At 57.6% G+C, this 15,787-nt stretch carries 12 protein-coding genes and 1 pseudogene; 10 read left to right on the plus strand and 3 right to left on the minus strand.

The features are described 5' to 3' along the window. Positions 1 to 124 precede the first annotated feature (124 nt). The 9 genes from VA597_RS02535 to citX all read left to right on the plus strand — a co-directional run bounded on the left by VA597_RS02535 (position 125) and on the right by citX (position 10,808). Complete coding sequence (locus VA597_RS02535; protein ID WP_326975054.1) at positions 125 to 2,359, plus strand: ATP-binding protein; 2,235 nt, start codon at positions 125 to 127, stop codon at positions 2,357 to 2,359. Positions 2,360 to 2,419: 60 nt separating this feature from the next. Continuing rightward, entirely contained in the window at positions 2,420 to 3,496 is a 1,077-nt protein-coding gene (locus VA597_RS02540) for a tripartite tricarboxylate transporter substrate binding protein (RefSeq protein WP_128741492.1), read from the plus strand. Positions 3,497 to 3,534: 38 nt separating this feature from the next. Then, positions 3,535 to 4,095 (plus strand): tripartite tricarboxylate transporter TctB family protein, encoded by a 561-nt coding sequence (locus VA597_RS02545; protein WP_326975055.1) that lies wholly within the window; start codon positions 3,535 to 3,537, stop codon positions 4,093 to 4,095. Between the two features lie 12 nt (positions 4,096 to 4,107). Next, the gene (locus tag VA597_RS02550) at positions 4,108 to 5,619 is read left to right on the plus strand and encodes a tripartite tricarboxylate transporter permease (RefSeq protein WP_243112594.1); all 1,512 of its coding nucleotides are present in this window, start codon (positions 4,108 to 4,110) and stop codon (positions 5,617 to 5,619) included. Between the two features lie 21 nt (positions 5,620 to 5,640). After that, entirely contained in the window at positions 5,641 to 5,940 is a 300-nt protein-coding gene (gene citD, locus VA597_RS02555; RefSeq protein WP_128741494.1) for a citrate lyase acyl carrier protein, read from the plus strand. Continuing rightward, on the plus strand, positions 5,937 to 6,839 hold the full coding sequence (citE, locus tag VA597_RS02560) for a citrate (pro-3S)-lyase subunit beta (protein ID WP_326975056.1): 903 nt from the start codon (positions 5,937 to 5,939) through the stop codon (positions 6,837 to 6,839). Before citD ends, citE begins: the two co-directional genes overlap by 4 nt. Then, entirely contained in the window at positions 6,823 to 8,364 is a 1,542-nt protein-coding gene (gene citF / locus VA597_RS02565; protein ID WP_326975057.1) for a citrate lyase subunit alpha, read from the plus strand. The genes citE and citF overlap by 17 nt, the downstream gene beginning before the upstream one ends. Before the next feature lie 64 nt (positions 8,365 to 8,428). Beyond that, positions 8,429 to 9,436 (plus strand): [citrate (pro-3S)-lyase] ligase, encoded by a 1,008-nt coding sequence (citC, locus tag VA597_RS02570; protein ID WP_326975058.1) that lies wholly within the window; start codon positions 8,429 to 8,431, stop codon positions 9,434 to 9,436. Next, complete coding sequence (citX, locus tag VA597_RS02575; RefSeq protein WP_326975059.1) at positions 9,420 to 10,808, plus strand: citrate lyase holo-[acyl-carrier protein] synthase; 1,389 nt, start codon at positions 9,420 to 9,422, stop codon at positions 10,806 to 10,808. Before citC ends, citX begins: the two co-directional genes overlap by 17 nt. 165 nt (positions 10,809 to 10,973) lie before the next feature. Here the strand turns inward: citX and VA597_RS02580 are convergent, their stop codons facing one another. Together VA597_RS02580 and VA597_RS02585 are read right to left on the minus strand one after the other, a co-directional pair. Further along, positions 10,974 to 12,440 (minus strand): UxaA family hydrolase, encoded by a 1,467-nt coding sequence (locus VA597_RS02580; protein ID WP_326975060.1) that lies wholly within the window; start codon positions 12,438 to 12,440, stop codon positions 10,974 to 10,976. A 9-nt stretch (positions 12,441 to 12,449) separates the two neighbouring features. After that, positions 12,450 to 13,881, minus strand: a pseudogene (locus tag VA597_RS02585) (tagaturonate reductase). Positions 13,882 to 14,324: 443 nt separating this feature from the next. On the opposite strand from VA597_RS02585, the gene VA597_RS02590 reads away from it, so the two are divergent. Continuing rightward, complete coding sequence (locus VA597_RS02590; protein WP_164918933.1) at positions 14,325 to 14,999, plus strand: GntR family transcriptional regulator; 675 nt, start codon at positions 14,325 to 14,327, stop codon at positions 14,997 to 14,999. A 355-nt stretch (positions 15,000 to 15,354) separates the two neighbouring features. On the opposite strand, the gene VA597_RS02600 is transcribed toward VA597_RS02590, so the two are convergent. Next, complete coding sequence (locus tag VA597_RS02600; RefSeq protein ID WP_326975061.1) at positions 15,355 to 15,777, minus strand: arsenate reductase ArsC; 423 nt, start codon at positions 15,775 to 15,777, stop codon at positions 15,355 to 15,357. Between the last annotated feature and the right edge of the window lie 10 nt (positions 15,778 to 15,787).

Genomic DNA, 15,787 nt, shown 5'->3' on the forward strand with positions numbered 1-15,787 from the left:
ATTCACAATTTATAATGACACTGTTGAAATGAGTTATTGAAAATAGATAAATCATGCTGCCGCTTTACCCGCTGAATTCGCTTTTAGGAGTATAGTTAGAAAAAATAAAGGCGGTGTGAAGGGAATGATCAAAAAAATCGGCGACACGGTGATCGCCGGCGTCGCTGCGGTTCTGATCCTTGTTTTGGCCTATGCGCTGTATACCGTTTACAACACCTACGTTACGACGGTGATCGAACAGCAGCAGCAACAGCTGCTGAACATTTCACGGTCCGTCTCCACGAGCATGGATCTGTCTATTTCGGAGCAGCTGACGGATATCACGATCCTGACGGGGACGCCCGGGTTTTCGGATTCCATGCGCAAATATTACCAGACCGGAGATATGAACGGACTGCAGGAGTATTTGTTGTCGTACATGTCGGGGCAGCGGCACGAACTTTCCGACGTTTACCTGATCGACAGGAACTGCAAAGTCATTTTCAAACACGGCCAGTATCCGTTTCATACGAAGATCGATGAAGCGAAACTCAATTTTCGGCGGCTTGCAGACCGCGGACTCACCGGAATCGGCTCGGTTTTTGAAATCGAGCCCCACCACTTCGGAATGACTCTGATCAACAGCATTTACATCGGCGATAGCTATATGGGAGCCGTCATCGGCATTGTCGATCTTCGGAATATCTATGAACAGTACGTCGCGCCGGTCGACAGGCAGGGGAAGGGCTACCTGATGGTTGAGGACCAGGCCGGCAACATCATCATGCATCCGCAGTCACAGATGATCGGGGTAAATTACTGGCAGGAAAGAAAGGCGCTTTCCGGTTCCCCGGCGTACCGCGCTTTTCTCGGGCTGCTGGACCAGGAACAGGCATGTGAGGAGGGGACTGCATTATACCGGACCGGCCCCCGGGAGCGGAGCACCTCGGGAGATCAGGACGAAATCGCGGCTTTTTCCCACATGAACGTCGGGGATACCTCCTGGTGCGTCCTCGCCGTCATGCCGCGGCGGGACGCCATGGAGCCGGTCGAGCAGAACCTGAGCCGGTTCGGTTTTCTCGCGATGGCGGTCTTTCTGCTATTTGCGCTGTGCACCACTGCCATTTACCGTCTGCAGAAAAAGCATCAGAAGCTGGAAATGAAAGCCCAGTACCTCAAAGACCTCAACACCACGCTGGAGGAGCTGAGCGAAAGCAGGGAGCAGATCCGGCATTACCAAAAACTGCAGTCGGTCGGCGCCCTCGCGGGGGGAGTCGCCCATGAGTTCAACAATCTTCTGACTCCGATCCTCGGGTATTCCGAACTGCTGCTGAGAAGGCTCAGAGAAAAAGACGAGTCTTACGGGGATGTCGAACAGATCCACGAAGCGGGCCTGCGCGCGAAAGAAATCGTGGAACAGCTGCTGCCGTTCTACCGAAGAGAGAACGATACGACCGCTTATGCGCCGGTCAGCCTGGACGCGGTGCTTACGGACGCGGTCAAAATGGTGCGCGTCATTCTGCCCGGCACCGTCGTTCTTCAGGAACGGCTGCAGAAAACGGGAGCCATGGTTTTCGGGAACGCGACGCAACTGAATCAGGTCCTGCTGAACCTTTGCTCCAACGCCAGCCAGGCGATGGAACCGGACGGCGGAACGCTGACCGTTGCGAATGAAATCATTCCGGCAGACTGCGTTTCCTCCGCCGACGGGAACCTTCGCGGAAGCGACTGCTACGCCCGAGTCACCATTGCGGATACCGGCTGCGGTATGAGCGAAGAAGTTTTAAAACGGATTTTCGAACCGTTCTTTACCACAAAGGAAATCGGAAAAGGGACGGGGCTGGGCCTTTCGGTGGTTCACAACATCATTTCGGGTCACGGCGGTTCGATTCGGGTGAAAACCGCCGTAGGAGCCGGCAGTATGTTCATCCTTCTCCTGCCGGTTATGGACCGGCCGGCGGGCGGCTTTGATGAGGAACCCCCGTCTTTGCCGCCGGTCGGGGACAAAGGACACGGGACCCGCTCGATTCTGGCGCTGTGCGGCGAAAGGAAGGCCACCGGTCTGCTTAAAAAGGGATTTGAAAGGAACGGATGGAAGGTCGATGCCCGGACGGATCCGCAGGAGGCGATGCGCCTGCTGAAGGAGACCACGGACAGTTATGATGCGCTGATCGTGGACGACAGCCTGTCCGGGTACAGGGGGACGGCTTTCGCGGAACAGGCCAGACTGCTGCAGTTCGCCGGTCCGATCGTCCTGACGGCCGGGATGCCGGACAGGGAGGTGTTTCTGATGAAAAAAAGAAAAATCCTGGATGACGTCGTCTTGAAGCCGTTCGATTTTTCCGATCTGTATGAGCGGATCCTTCGGCTTCTGGAATAGAAAACATCCGGCGGAAAGGGGATTTTCCCCTTCAGATAAAACAACATAGGAGGAATATTGATGAAAAGTGCAAAAAAGCAATGGCCCGTTTATCTCTGCACGGCTTTGCTGCTCCTGTCGGCGACGGCCTGCAGCTCGGCGGCAGCGCCCGCCGGCTCCGGCTCGACGGCGCCGGCTGCCTCCGGAAGCGGCTCTTCCGAAGCGTCCGTTCAAACCACGGATTACCCCAAAAAAGCGATGGAATTTGTCGCTCCGTCCGGAGCCGGCAGCGGATGGGACCTGACCATTCGGACGGTGGCGAAGTGCCTTCAGGACACGAAGCTGGTATCGGTTCCGATGCCTGTCACCAACGTGACCGGCGGTGGCGGCGGGGTCGCGCTCTCCTTCCTGGAGCAAAACAAAGAATCCGATAAAATCCTGGCGGTCTATTCGCCTCCGCTTTGTCTGATCCATCTGAACGGTTCCACCCCGCTGAACTACAAGGACAACACGACTCCGATCGCAAGGCTGATCACCGACTACGGCTGCTTCGCGGTCGCCAAGAATTCCAAATATAACTCCATCACCGAAGTCATGGACGCCCTGAAGAAGGACCCGAAATCGGTCAAGATCGGCGGTACTTCCTCGGCCGGTTCCATGGACCACGTCCAGTTCCTGAAGGTCGCCAAGGCGGCCGGCATTCAGGATCTCGACAAAATCGACTATATCAGCTTCCAGGACGGCCAGGCGACGGCGGAACTGATGGGCGGCCATGTCGATCTTGTGACAAGCGGAATCAGCGACACGGTCGGCCTTGTTGAAAGCGGCTCCGTCAAAGTGCTCGCCATCACGGCCGACAAGCGCGTCGGGACAGGGGTCATCGCGCAGATGCCCACCTGCGTTGAGCAGGGGATCAATGTTACATTTTATAACTGGCGCGGACTTTTCGGACCCAAAAATATGCCGGACTCGGCGTGCCGGTACTGGGAGGACACACTGAAGAAGATGAGCGAAACCCAGGAATGGAAAGAAAGCTGCGCGAAATACGGCTGGGATCTGGCGTATGCGAATTCCGAGGACTTCATGAAGTTCCTTGATCAGGAAAACGAAGGATATGCGTCCCTGCTCGATTCGATCGGCATGCTGAAAAACAAGTAAACGGGACCGCGGTCCTGAAAACCGCGTCCCCGGAGCCGGTGCGCCGGCTCAGTATCGAATGGGCCTGCACCGGCGGCGCCGGGGACACAGAGGAGGATCCTATGTTTATCAATATCAATATTCTGGCGGGGCTGGCAAGCATGCTGTTCGGCCTTGTTTACATGGTCCTGACGCTTCAGATACCGCACGCGACAATCGGGAACGCGTTTGCGCCGGCCATTTTCCCGATGATGGTCGGAGCCGCATTGTTCGTAAGCGGGATCGTCCTGATGACATCCGAGCTGAAAAAGGAACGGAGCGGGGGACAAACCGCGGAAAAAATCGAACTGAAATTCCACGGTTTTCGCACAATGAGGTTTGAGAACCGCATGATCCTGATCACCGTGCTTGCCGCTTTGCTCTATGCGCTGGTTTTCAATACTTTGGGATACGTCCTTTCGACGATCATTTTTCTGGGTATCCTGCTGTTCACCCTTAACGGCCGGAAAAAGTGGAAAACGAATCTGTTGGTCACACTGGTATTCAGCGTGGCGGTTTATGTCATCTTCACGCAGTTCCTTTATATTCCGCTGCCTGCCATGCCATTCGTCGATCTGTAAGGAGGAGTCTCTTTGAGTCAGATTTTTGCAAACCTTTGGTATGGGTTCGGCGTTTCCATGCAGCCGGCGAACCTTCTGCTTGTCACACTCGGCGGCGTTCTCGGCACCGTCATCGGCATGCTGCCCGGCCTGGGCCCGGCGACGGGCGTTGCGGTGCTGCTGCCCATGACCTATGCGATGAACCCCACCGGGGCGATGATCACCATGTGCGGGGTCTATTACGGAGCCATGTACGGCGGGTCGCGCGCGTCCATCCTGATCAACACGCCGGGGGACGGCGCGGCGATCGCCTCCACCTTTGACGGGTATCCGATGGCCATGCAGGGCCGCGCCGAGGCCGCGCTGGCCATCTCCGCCATCGCATCTTTCATCGGCGGCATGATCTCGAATCTTTTTATCACGTTTGCGGCGACGCCGATCGCGATGCTCGCGCTGAAATTCGGCCCGTCGGAATATTTTCTGCTGATGCTCGCCGCCCTGGCGATGACGGCCTCGATGAACAAGGGGAATGTCCTCAAGGGCTTTATCGGGATGTTCTTCGGCCTGGCGATTTCGACGGTGGGCCTGGACGCGCAGTCGGGAGTGGAACGCTTTACCTTCGGCAATCTGTCCCTTCAGTCCGGAATCGATTTCCTGGTCGTTATCATCGCGATGTACGCGCTGGGCGAGGTTTATAAAAGCTATAAGGATATCAGCGAAGGCAAAAAGAAGATGCAGACCAAATTCAAGCGGATCTGGATCACCCGAGAGGACTGGCAACATTCCTGGAAGGCGATTTTCAGGAGCTGCCCGCTCGGCTTCGTCATCGGGGCTCTTCCGGGGGCCGGCGGAACCATGGCTTCGCTGGTTTCCTACAATCTGGAAAAATCTCTTTCCAAACATCCGGAGGAGTTCGGGAAGGGAGCGATCGAAGGGCTTGCCGCGCCGGAGTCGGCCAATAACTCCGCCTCCGTGGGCGCCCTGATCCCCATGCTCACCCTGGGGGTCCCGGGTTCCGGCACCACTGCGGTCATGATGGGGGCGCTGCTGATGCTCGGGCTGCAGCCCGGCCCCTTGCTGTTCGAGCAGCATCCCGACGTGGCGTGGGGGCTGATCGCCAGCATGTTTATCGGCAACCTGATCCTTGCGCTTGTCAACATCCCGCTCGCCGGAGGGCTGGTCCGCGTGCTGTCCATTCCCCCGAAGGTCCTTTATCCCATCGTCATGGGCCTGGCCTTTATCGGGTGCTATGCGATTTCCAACCGGCTTTCCGATTTTTATCTGCTGATTATCTTCAGCCTTGTCGGCTACTTCTTCATGAAAGTGAATATCCCGACGGCTCCGATGATTCTTGCCGTGATCGTCGGCAACACCATGGAAGTTTCGTTCCGTCAGGCGCTTGTCGTATCCAACGGCTCGTACGGGATCTTCCTGTCATCGGCGGTGGATAAGATCCTTGCCGTCATCGTTGTGGTCAGCATTGTTTATCCGCTTGCAAAGACAATGGTGAACGGCATGCGGCGGAAAGAGACAGCTCATGCTTAAGCGGCATTTGGAGGTTTCACTATGAGATTAAAGCAAACGGCGGTATCCGGAACGATGGAGTCGAGCGACGTGATGGTGACGCTTGCGCCGAACGGAGGCGGAGGAATCGAGATCGAACTGAACAGCCCGGTGGAAAAGCAGTTCGGCCGGGAGATGCGGGATGTGATCCGCGAAACTTTGAAGGGGCTCGGAGTGAAGGACGCGAAAGTGAAAGCGGTGGACAAAGGCGCGCTGGACTGTGTGATCCGGGCGAGAGTGAAGACGGCCGCCTACCGGGCGAGCGGAGAGAGCGAATACATATGGGAAGGTGCGCGGAAATGAAACAGCTGAGGCGGACGATGCTTTATGTGCCGGGGAACAATCCCGGCATGATCCGGGACGCGGGCATTTACGACGCGGACTGCATCATGTTTGATCTGGAGGATTCCGTGTCCGTCGCGGAAAAGGACTCGGCGCGCTTTCTGGTCTACGAGATGCTTCGGACCATCAAGTATCCGGGCAGGGAGCTGATCGTGCGGGTCAACGCGCTGGACACCCAAACGGGGATCGACGATCTGGAGGCCATGGTGCGCACCCGGAAGGCGGCGATCCGGCTGCCGAAGACCGAGTGCGCCCGGGATGTGGTGTTCTGCGACCAGCAGATCGGACGCATCGAGAAGGAAAACGGCCTTCCCGCCGGCTCCACCCGGATGATGGCGGCGGTCGAAAGCGCGAAGGGGGTCCTGAACGCGAGGGAGATCGCCCTGGCCAGCCCCCGGCTGATCGGGATCGCCATCGGGGCGGAGGATTACGTGACCGACCTGAAGACGAACCGCTCGCCGGAGGGGATCGAGCTGCTGTTCGGCCGCAGCATGGTGCTGCTCGCGGCGCGGGCGGCGGGGATCGACGCCATCGACACGGTCTATTCCGACGTGAACAACGAAGAGGGATTCCGGAAAGAAGTCGCCCTGGTCAGGCAGCTCGGCTTCGACGGCAAGAGCATCATCAACCCGCGCCAGATCAAGCCGGTCCATGAAATCTACACCCCGTCCGGGAAAGAGATCGAAAAATCCCTCGCGATTATGGACGCGATCGAGGAGGCCAACAGAAAGGGCTCCGGCGTCATCGCGCTGAACGGGAAGATGATCGACAAGCCGATTGTGGCCCGCGCGCGGCGTGTGCTGGATCTGGCGCAGGCCTCGGGTCTGCTCAAGGGGGAGGGAAATGACATTGAAGACTGATTTGGAACAGATCCCGCACGCGGATGAGCTGAACCTGACGGACGGCCTCTTTGCGCCGGACAGAGTCAAAAGGGACACCGATACGCATCTTGAAAGGGAAAAAAACCACAGCAAGGTGGTCGGCAGCCTGGAAGAGGCCGTCCGGCTGTCCGGGCTGAAAAACGGGATGACGATCTCCTTTCACCACCATTTCCGCAACGGCGACTATATTGTCAACATGGTCCTGGACAAACTGGCCGAGATGGGCTTCCGCGACATGGTGCTGGCGGCGTCTTCCCTGACCGACTGCCACGCGCCGCTGATCCGGCACGTCAAAAGCGGGGTGATCCGCCGCATCGAGACCTCCGGCCTGCGGGGAGAGCTGGGCGAGGCGGTGTCGAAAGGCTTGATGGACGTCCCGGTGGTGTTCCGGTCGCACGGCGGCCGGGCCTATGCGGTCGAGACCGGGAAGCTGCCGATCGACGTCGCGTTCCTGGGGGCTCCTTCCTGCGATCCGTACGGCAACGCGAACGGGTACTCGCGCGAAAACGACAACGGGATCATGTGCGGGTCCATGGGGTACGCCAAGTGCGACGCCCAGTATGCGGAGAAGACGGTCGTCATCACCAACAACATCGTTCCCTACCCGAACACGCCGTTCGGGATACCGGAGTCGGATGTGGACTACATCGTCGAGGTCCCGGAAATCGGCGACCCGGATGGGATCATGTCCGGCGCGACCCGTTTCACCAAAAATCCGAAGGAGCTTCTGATCGCGGAGACGGCCGCGGGCGTGATCGAAGCGAGCGGGCGGTTTCAGGACGGCTTTTCCATCCAGATGGGAAGCGGCGGGGCTTCCCTGGCGGTCGCCAGGTTCCTGCGGGAGAAAATGCTGGCTCAAAAAATCAAAGCGAGTTTTGCCTTGGGAGGGATCACGGGCTCGGTGGTCGATCTCTATGACGAGGGCCTGGTCAAGAAGATCCTGGACGTGCAGAGCTTCGACCTGAAGGCGGCGCAGTCGCTGAAGAACAACCGCTTTCACCAGCAGATTTCCGCGTCGTATTACGCGAGCCCCGGCAACATGGGGACGGCGGTCAACCAGCTCGACGTCGTCGTCCTGTCGGCTCTCGAAGTCGACTGCGGTTTCAACGTCAATGTCCTGACCGGTTCCAACGGCGTGATCCGCGGCGCGATCGGAGGCCATCCGGACACGGCGTTCGGCGCCTCCGTCTCCATCGTGGTCGTGCCCCTGACCAGGGGGCGCATCCCCTGCGTAGTCTCCAAAGTCAACACGGTCGTGACCCCGGGAAGCACGGTCGACGTGGTGGTCACGGACCAGGGGACCGCCGTGAATCCGCGGAGGAAGGAACTCGCCGGGAGGCTGGCTGCCGCCGGCCTGCCGGTCTGCACGATCGGGGAGCTCCGGGAGCGGGCGGAGCGGATCGTCGGAAAGCCGGAGCCGGTCGAGTACACCGATCGGGTGGTCGGCGTCGTCACGTATCGGGACGGCTCCGTCATCGACCTCATCCGGCAGGTGAAGGACTGACGCCGTTTTTCAAAGAAGTGAGAAAAGACCGGCTGGAAAGCGATTTCTCGCCGGCCTTTTTAAAATGGGAGGGTTTACGCTGGAAATTTTATTTGGAAATCCGTTTACCGGAAGGCTGCTGTGCCGGACAAAGGAATTTCTGAACCGGTCCGGCCTGGACTATGAAGACGGGATCGAATGCACGGTCGACGCCGTGGAAAACGGCGAAATCCTGGCGACCGGCTCCCGGCAGGGAAATGTTTTGAAATGCATCGCCGTGTCCGGAGAGCGCAGGGGAACGGGCCTGTCGTCGGTGATTGTGACGAACCTGGTGAAAAACGCGGCGCTGGAATCTATCTTTCATCTGTTTCTGTATACGAAACCGGAGAACCGGAGCGTCTTCGGCGGCCTCGGGTTTTATCCGATCGCCGCCACCCGTGACGTCCTTCTGATGGAAAACGCCAAAGACGGCGTCCGGAAATTCGTCGAGGGGCTGGAATGTCCCGTGAAGGAAGGAAAAATCGGGAGTATCGTCGCAAACGCCGACCCGTTTACCAACGGGCATCTTTATCTGACCGAGGCGGCGGCCAGATCCTGTGATCTGGTGCATCTGTTCATCCTGTCGGAGGACCGGTCCGAGTTTTCCGCGGACGTCCGTCTCCGCCTCGCGAAACAGGCGGTGGCGTCCCTTCCGAATGTCGTCGTGCATCCGACGGGGAGTTACCTGATCTCCGGCGCGACCTTTCCCGACTATTTTATCCGTGACAAAACACGGGTGAAAGAAATCTGCGGAGAGCTCGACCTCGCCGTTTTCCTGCAGCAGTTCGCGGGACCGCTTCATATTTCCTGCCGCTTTGCCGGCTCGGAGCCTTTTTCCCCCGTGACGGAAAGCTACAACCGGGCGATGATCCGCGCCCTGCCCCGGGGAGGAGTCAGCGTGGTCATCGTTCCGCGGCTGGAACGGGAGGGGGAGGCGGTCAGCGCGGGGCGCGTCCGCGAACTGCTGCGCCAGGGAAACCTGCGGGCTGTCCGGGCTCTTGTGCCCGCTTCAACCTATCAATATCTGGAGGGACGGCATGGCGGTTCGACGTGAGGAAGAAATGCCGGAGGAAAGTCCGGCAACCCTGAAAGAAATTTTGTACGCGCGCGAACTGCGCGCGAACTGCCAGCGCCGACTCCTCGCTGAATTCGGCAGGCCGCTGATCAGCTTTACCCTGAACATCACGGGCGGCCGCAAAGCGTTTCCGCTGGCGGAGCGCACGTTCCGGGAGGGAAAGCGGCTGATTGCACGGGAACTGGAGCGGGCCGGAATCCCGGTTGCCGTTTACAGGGAGGACTGCGGCAGGACAGGTTATGCCGGCTTTTACGCAGTGGACGCCGGCGCGGAGCGGGTCAAGCGGCTGACGGCCGCGATCGAGGAAAGCGGCCCGCTCGGACGGCTGTTCGACATCGATGTGCTGCGCCGGGACGGGACGAAAGTCTCTCGGGAGGACATCGGGCTTCCGGAGCGCACATGCCTGATCTGCGGAAAGCCGGCGCTGCTCTGTTCCCGCAGCGCCGCCCATCCGGTTGAAGAAGTGGTACGTAAAACGCAAGAGATCATGCGAAGCTGCTTTCAGGAGCAGTATGCGGGCCGCGTCGCGCAGTCGGCCGTCCGGGCGATGCTTTACGAGGTCGCGGTGACGCCGAAACCGGGGCTTGTGGACCGGGAGGGGAACGGCGCGCATCGGGACATGGATATCTTCACCTTTTTCGACAGTATTTCGGCCCTTGCGCCGTGTTTTCGGAGATTTGTCCAAGAGGGGCTCGACTTCCGCGGGGAGCCGCGGAAACTGCTCGCGTCCTGCCGGTATTCTGGGCTGCTGGCGGAGGACGCCATGTTCCGGGCGACGGGCGGGGTCAACACCCACAAGGGGCTGATTTTTTCGTTGGGCGTCCTGTGCGCCGCGATGGGATATCTGCATGGGAACGGCCTGCCGGAGGACATGGACGCCGTTTTGGAGGCCTGTTCGGAAATCGCTGCCCCGGCGCGCGGCGAGCTCGAAAAAGCTCCGAAAGGACCGCCGACTCATGGGGAAAAAGCGTATTCGGAGTGCGGGTTTTCAGGCGCGCGGGGAGAGGCGGCGAAAGGATTTCCGCACGTGAAAAGCATTGCGCTTCCTCTGCTGCGGTCCCTGCGGAAAGCGGGCCTCTCCCCGAATGACGCCGGCGTCGCCGTACTCCTGCATCTGATTTCCCGGGTCGACGATACCAATGCGGTATCCCGTTCCGGCCTCGCGACCTACCGGGCGGTTCAGTCGGAGGTCCAGAAATGCCTGAGCGAAACATCGGAGCCGAAGGAATTGCTGAATTTGGCCCGCGGGCTGAATGAAAAATTCATCTCGCTGAATATCAGCCCGGGAGGCTGCGCTGATCTGCTTGCCGTTACATTTTTTCTTTCCTTTCTCTTCCCCGGACCCCAATGAGACCAGAGGCGGACCAAATGAGTTTCAAAGAATACGAAGACCCGTTCAAACACTTAAAAGAAGAGTAAAAAAGTAACGCCAATGTGCGTTTGGCGTTACTCATTTTACACCTTTAGGTGCCGCTGGTATGATGCCCTTATACGGCCGTTATTCAAGCCGCCCGTTTTACGGGCGGTCATGATTGCGGACGAAGCGCCGGTTGAAATTTAGGCCCAGAGAGGAATGATTTTCTCTTTCGTGAGAAGGTCTCCCTGCTGTTTTGGTGTGGTTGGCCAAACCTTCATCTATATTTGGCGGGGCCCCTTTTGTTCGGCTAAAGCCATCTTCGCTTCCGCCGGTCGAAAGTTTCAGAGTGGGAACCGCCGTTCCGAACGGCGTTCCCCTGCCTGTTGAAAACAGGACCATCTGGCAGCCGGCCGCCGCAAGCGCGGAAGCGGAAACCAGGTCGTTTCCGGGAGCGCAGAGCAGGCTCAGGCCGCTTTTCCGGATTCTTTCACCGTAGGGAAGCACATCTTCCACTGTTGCGGAGCCGCCCTTCTGCACGCAGCCGAGCGATTTTTCCTCCAAAGTCGTGATTCCTCCGGCCTTATTCCCCGGAGAGGGATTTTCATAAACCGGCTGTCCGTTTCCGGTGAAATACGCTTTAAAATTCCGGATCAGCCCGACGGTTTTTTCAAAGACTTGCCGGTCGCGCGCACGGTTCATCAGGATTCTTTCCGCGCCGAACATCTCCGGCACCTCCGTCAGCACCACGGACCCCTTCTGGGAAACCAGAAAATCGCAGAACGCGCCGATCAGCGGATTCGCCGTGATGCCGGAAAGTCCGTCAGACCCCCCGCACTTCATGCCGACGCGGAGCTCGCGGATCGGCACGGATTCCCGACGGTCCCCCGCCATGCGTTCGTCCAGGCTGCGCAGCAGCCGGACGCCTTCCCCGATTTCGTCCCCGACGTCCTGTGCGGCCAGAAATTTTATGCGGTTTTTATCAAAGCCGCCCAGTTCTTCCAGAAATCCGGCGAGCGTGTTGTTTTCACAGCCGAGGCTCAGGACCAGGACGCCGCCCGCGTTCGGATGGCGCGCCAGATCGGCAAGGATGCGCCGCGTCGCGGAAAGGTCGCCGCCCAGCTGGGAGCAGCCGAAGCTGTGCTTGAAAACGCGGACGTCGCCTGCGTGGACCGTCGCCTGCGTTTCGCGGAACAGGCGGACGATCTGTTCTCCCGTTCCGTTGACACACCCGACCGTCGGGATCACCCAAAGCTCGTTGCGGATGCCGACGCCTCCGCCCGCCCTCCGGTAACCTTCGAACCGAAGTCCCAGGTCCGGGACCGGGCCGGGCTCAGGAGCCTTTTCGTAGCAGTACGCGTCGGAGGCGGTGTCGAGCGCCGTTGCCATGTTATGGGAATGGACCCACGATCCGCGCGGGACATCCCGCAGCGTTTTCCCGATCGGATACCCGTATTTGACGACGTTCGCGCCGCGCGGCAGATCCGTCAGTGCGAATTTGTGCCCTCTGGCAATTTCGGCGGGCAACCTGATTTCGGCGCCGCCGACCGTTATCGTTTCACCTTTTTTAAGGTCTTCCAGCGCGACCGCCACATTGTCTCTTTCGTGTATTTTCAGAGCTCTATTCATACGGCGCCTTCAAAGAATCGCTTCCACGGCTTTTTTCATGCCGTCCTTTTCAATGGCGGAAAGATAGCCGGCCACCGCCTCCGTCAGGCCGGGGACCTGGTTCAGATCCCGCTTCCAGACCGGCTCAAAGGAGAGAGCGCCGCGCACCAGCGTGCGAAGGGAGGCGTCAGTCCCGTCGAAGGAAGACCAGAGTCCGCCCATCAGGGCCAGCACGTTTTCCTCGTCCTGGAGCGCGATTTTTTCTTCACCGCGCCTGCCGCGGTAAAACTCCAGAAGCGCCGCGAGCGAAAAGACCAGATGCTTCGGCAGGGATTTGGTTCTGGTGAGATACTCCAGCACCGAAGGAAGGACCCGCGTCTCATATTTGGAGAAGGAATTCAAAGCGATGCTTATCAGATAATGCTTGACGAACGGGTTGCGAAAACGTTCCAGCACCGCTGCGGCGAACTCCTCCAGCTCCTGCCGGGGGAGGTCAAGAGTTGGGATGATCTCACGCTCGAGGGCCTGGGAGAGGAACTTTCCCGCCACGGCGTCGTCCACCGCTTCCCCAACCGTGTTCAGCCCAAGCAGATAGGCGACCGGAACCAGCGTGGTATGCGCGCCGTTCAGGATGCGCACCTTCCGTGTGCGGTACGGCGTCATGTCTTCCACGATTTTTACATTCAGCCCGGCTTTTTCAAATGGAATTTCCTGCGCGATCCATTTTGGGCCTTCGATCACCCAGAGGTGGAACAGCTCGCCGATATCGACAGCGTTATCTATGTATCCGAGCTCTTTTGTGATCTCCTTGATCGTGTCTCGCGGGTAGCCGGGGACAATCCGGTCCACAAGGCTGCAGCAGAAAGTGTTCGAACGGTTGATCCATGAAACGAAACCCGCTTCCAGGTTCCAGAGCTCCGCGTACTGCAGAACGTATTTTTTCAGCCTTTCGCCGTTTCGGTCGATCAGCTCGCACGGGATGATCAAAAGGCCCTTTTTTTCTTCCCCGTGGAAAATCCGGTAGCGCCGGTACAAAAACTGAGTCAGTTTTGCCGGGTAACTTGCCGGCGGAGCGTCGTTTAAAGCGCACGCGGGGTCGAAAGCGATGCCGGCCTCCGTCGTGTTGGAAACCACCAGCCGCAGTGTTTCGCATCCGGCCAGCGAAAGGTAGGAATCGAAGCTTTCAAAAGGATTGATCGCTTCGGTGACGCACTCGATCACGCTGTGCTCCCGGGTCGCCTCACCGCCCCGCATGGCCCTGAAGAAAAAGGGTGTACAGGCAGTCCTGCTCGTTCAGAACGCCGACGTTTCCCTGCTGCAGCGGCTGTACGATCGCAACGCCCGCGTCAAAGCCCGCTTCCCGGTTCATCCGTTCAATCTGCCAGTCGACGAACGCCCGCAGAAAATTGCCTTCACCGTACTGCAAAACCCGGATTGGGTGTTTTGCCCTGTCCGGGAACATCTTTTGTGAGATTCTTTCCAAATGCTGTTCCTCCCGTCTGGATTCAGTTCGTTTTTCTTTCACTGCGGCAGGAATTTCCATTTGCGGAAAGTCCCGCCGCCCGCGCCCGCAACATGGCGGGAGAATCCCGGTCCGCAGTCCTGTTCCAGGCGGGTGCCGGTGGCCCTCTCCTTCCGCTTGCGTAAGGGACTCTCTAACATGTATACGTGATGTATACATCATATCTTAACGGAATCTTTACCCATTGTCAATAATATTTTCACACAAATTTTGATATTTTGTTTATTAAATCCAACCAAACCGTGGACCAACGGGCGCGCGAAATCCCTTCCGGCCTGTCTTAGGGCATTTATCTTCTTTTTTGTTTGCAAATTCACAGGTTTTATGGTATGATATTGAAAATCAATCATGTTGTATACAATATGTATCCGAAGGTGCGGACTGTGGAAACGACGAGTTTAAGTTTAAAAGAAAAGGCTTATGCCATCATAAAGTCGAAAATCGCGTCCTGCGAATATCTGCCGAACACTTTTCTGAACGAAGGGTTCCTTCAAAATGAGATCGGCGTCAGCAGAACGCCGATTCGGGATGCCATCAGCCGGCTGGAGCAGGAAAATCTGGTCAGAATTATCCCCAAAAAGGGGATTGTCGTTTCCGACCTTTCCATAAATGAGATCAGCTCCGTCTATGAAATCAGAGCGCTGATCGAACCGTTCGCCATCACAAAGTACGGGGATAAGGTCGACAAGGAGATCCTGCTGCGCTACAAGAATGATTTTTCCGGTATGCAGGACGCGCCGGATTCGCTGTACCGGATGGACGACCGGATGCACCGCATTTTCATTTCCGCCACGCAGAACCGGTATCTGATCCAGATGTACGACAATATTCTTGTCCAGAACGGACGGATCAGGATCCTTTCCGGCAACAGAAATGAATCCAGAATTGCCCAGTCGTCCGCCGAACACGTTAAGATTCTGGAAGCGGCGCTGTCGGACCGTTTTGACCTTGCGGCCCAATTCATGATGGAACATCTGCAGGCCGCGAAAAACGCCGCGTTCGCTTTGGTTGTTTCCAACGGAGGATGGGAGATCCCGCAGCCAAGGGGAGAAGAGTGAAAGTGACAAAGACATGCAGGGAGGGCGTTCCCCGGTGGGAACGCCCTCCCTCAGATTGTAGTTTAAGTGAATGACAACCACCAGCTATGCTGATGAGCACAAGAAAACCTCCTTTTGTTAGAACAAATGCAGGTCTGTCAACCGCATGAAAGAACAAAAGGAGGTTTTGTCATGTTGACCTTGCACCCGTCCGTGGGCTTGTTTCCCTGCAACGCAGGTGCGCGGCTAACTTGGACCAAGTTGCGATTCACGCGAACACCTGCGGCGTGTACCCGTCCAAAATCACGGCTCTGCGAAAGGATCATGGCTTTCTCATTAGCTCATTTTGCAAAGCCTTATAATTTACACTTCTTCATTAGAAGTGGTTAAGGTTTTTGGAAACCGCATCAGCATTCAGTCTTTCTTTTAGAGTTAGAATATTGTTTTCAATCTGCCTTATAACCTTGATAAATTCCTCGTCGCTTTTTCCCGTCGGATCGTCCAGCCCCCAATCCTCCCTGTGTTTACAGGGCAGATAAGGACACTCGACGCCGCAGCCCATCGTAACGACAACATCAACCGGGGAAAGTTCTGACAGCAGCTTTGAACGCTGTGCTTTTTCCATGTCTATCCCATAAAGCTGCTTCATCAGGCGAACAGCATCCCGGCTGATTTGCGGCTTTGTTTCCGTTCCCGCCGAATAGCTTTCAAAAACATCACTCGCAAGACGTTTGCCCAATGTCTCCGCAATCTGGCTGCGACAAGAATTGTGGGTGCAGATAAACGCAACTTTTGTCATATCCTACCCC

Origin of the sequence: Caproicibacter sp. BJN0012 (assembly GCF_035986805.1) — a bacterium.
Classification (GTDB): domain Bacteria; phylum Bacillota; class Clostridia; order Oscillospirales; family Acutalibacteraceae; genus Caproicibacter.

Bases quoted from the DNA above. Each gene is read 5' to 3' on its own strand.
- VA597_RS02535 (WP_326975054.1), top strand. From the start codon at position 125: ATGATCAAAAAAATCGGCGACACGGTGATCGCCGGCGTCGCTGCGGTT.
- VA597_RS02540 (WP_128741492.1), top strand. From the start codon at position 2,420: ATGAAAAGTGCAAAAAAGCAATGGCCCGTTTATCTCTGCACGGCTTTG.
- citD (WP_128741494.1), top strand. From the start codon at position 5,641: ATGAGATTAAAGCAAACGGCGGTATCCGGAACGATGGAGTCGAGCGAC.
- citE (WP_326975056.1), top strand. From the start codon at position 5,937: ATGAAACAGCTGAGGCGGACGATGCTTTATGTGCCGGGGAACAATCCC.
- citF (WP_326975057.1), top strand. From the start codon at position 6,823: ATGACATTGAAGACTGATTTGGAACAGATCCCGCACGCGGATGAGCTG.
- citC (WP_326975058.1), top strand. From the start codon at position 8,429: ATGGGAGGGTTTACGCTGGAAATTTTATTTGGAAATCCGTTTACCGGA.
- citX (WP_326975059.1), top strand. From the start codon at position 9,420: ATGGCGGTTCGACGTGAGGAAGAAATGCCGGAGGAAAGTCCGGCAACC.
- VA597_RS02580 (WP_326975060.1), bottom strand. From the start codon at position 12,440: ATGAATAGAGCTCTGAAAATACACGAAAGAGACAATGTGGCGGTCGCG.
- VA597_RS02600 (WP_326975061.1), bottom strand. From the start codon at position 15,777: ATGACAAAAGTTGCGTTTATCTGCACCCACAATTCTTGTCGCAGCCAG.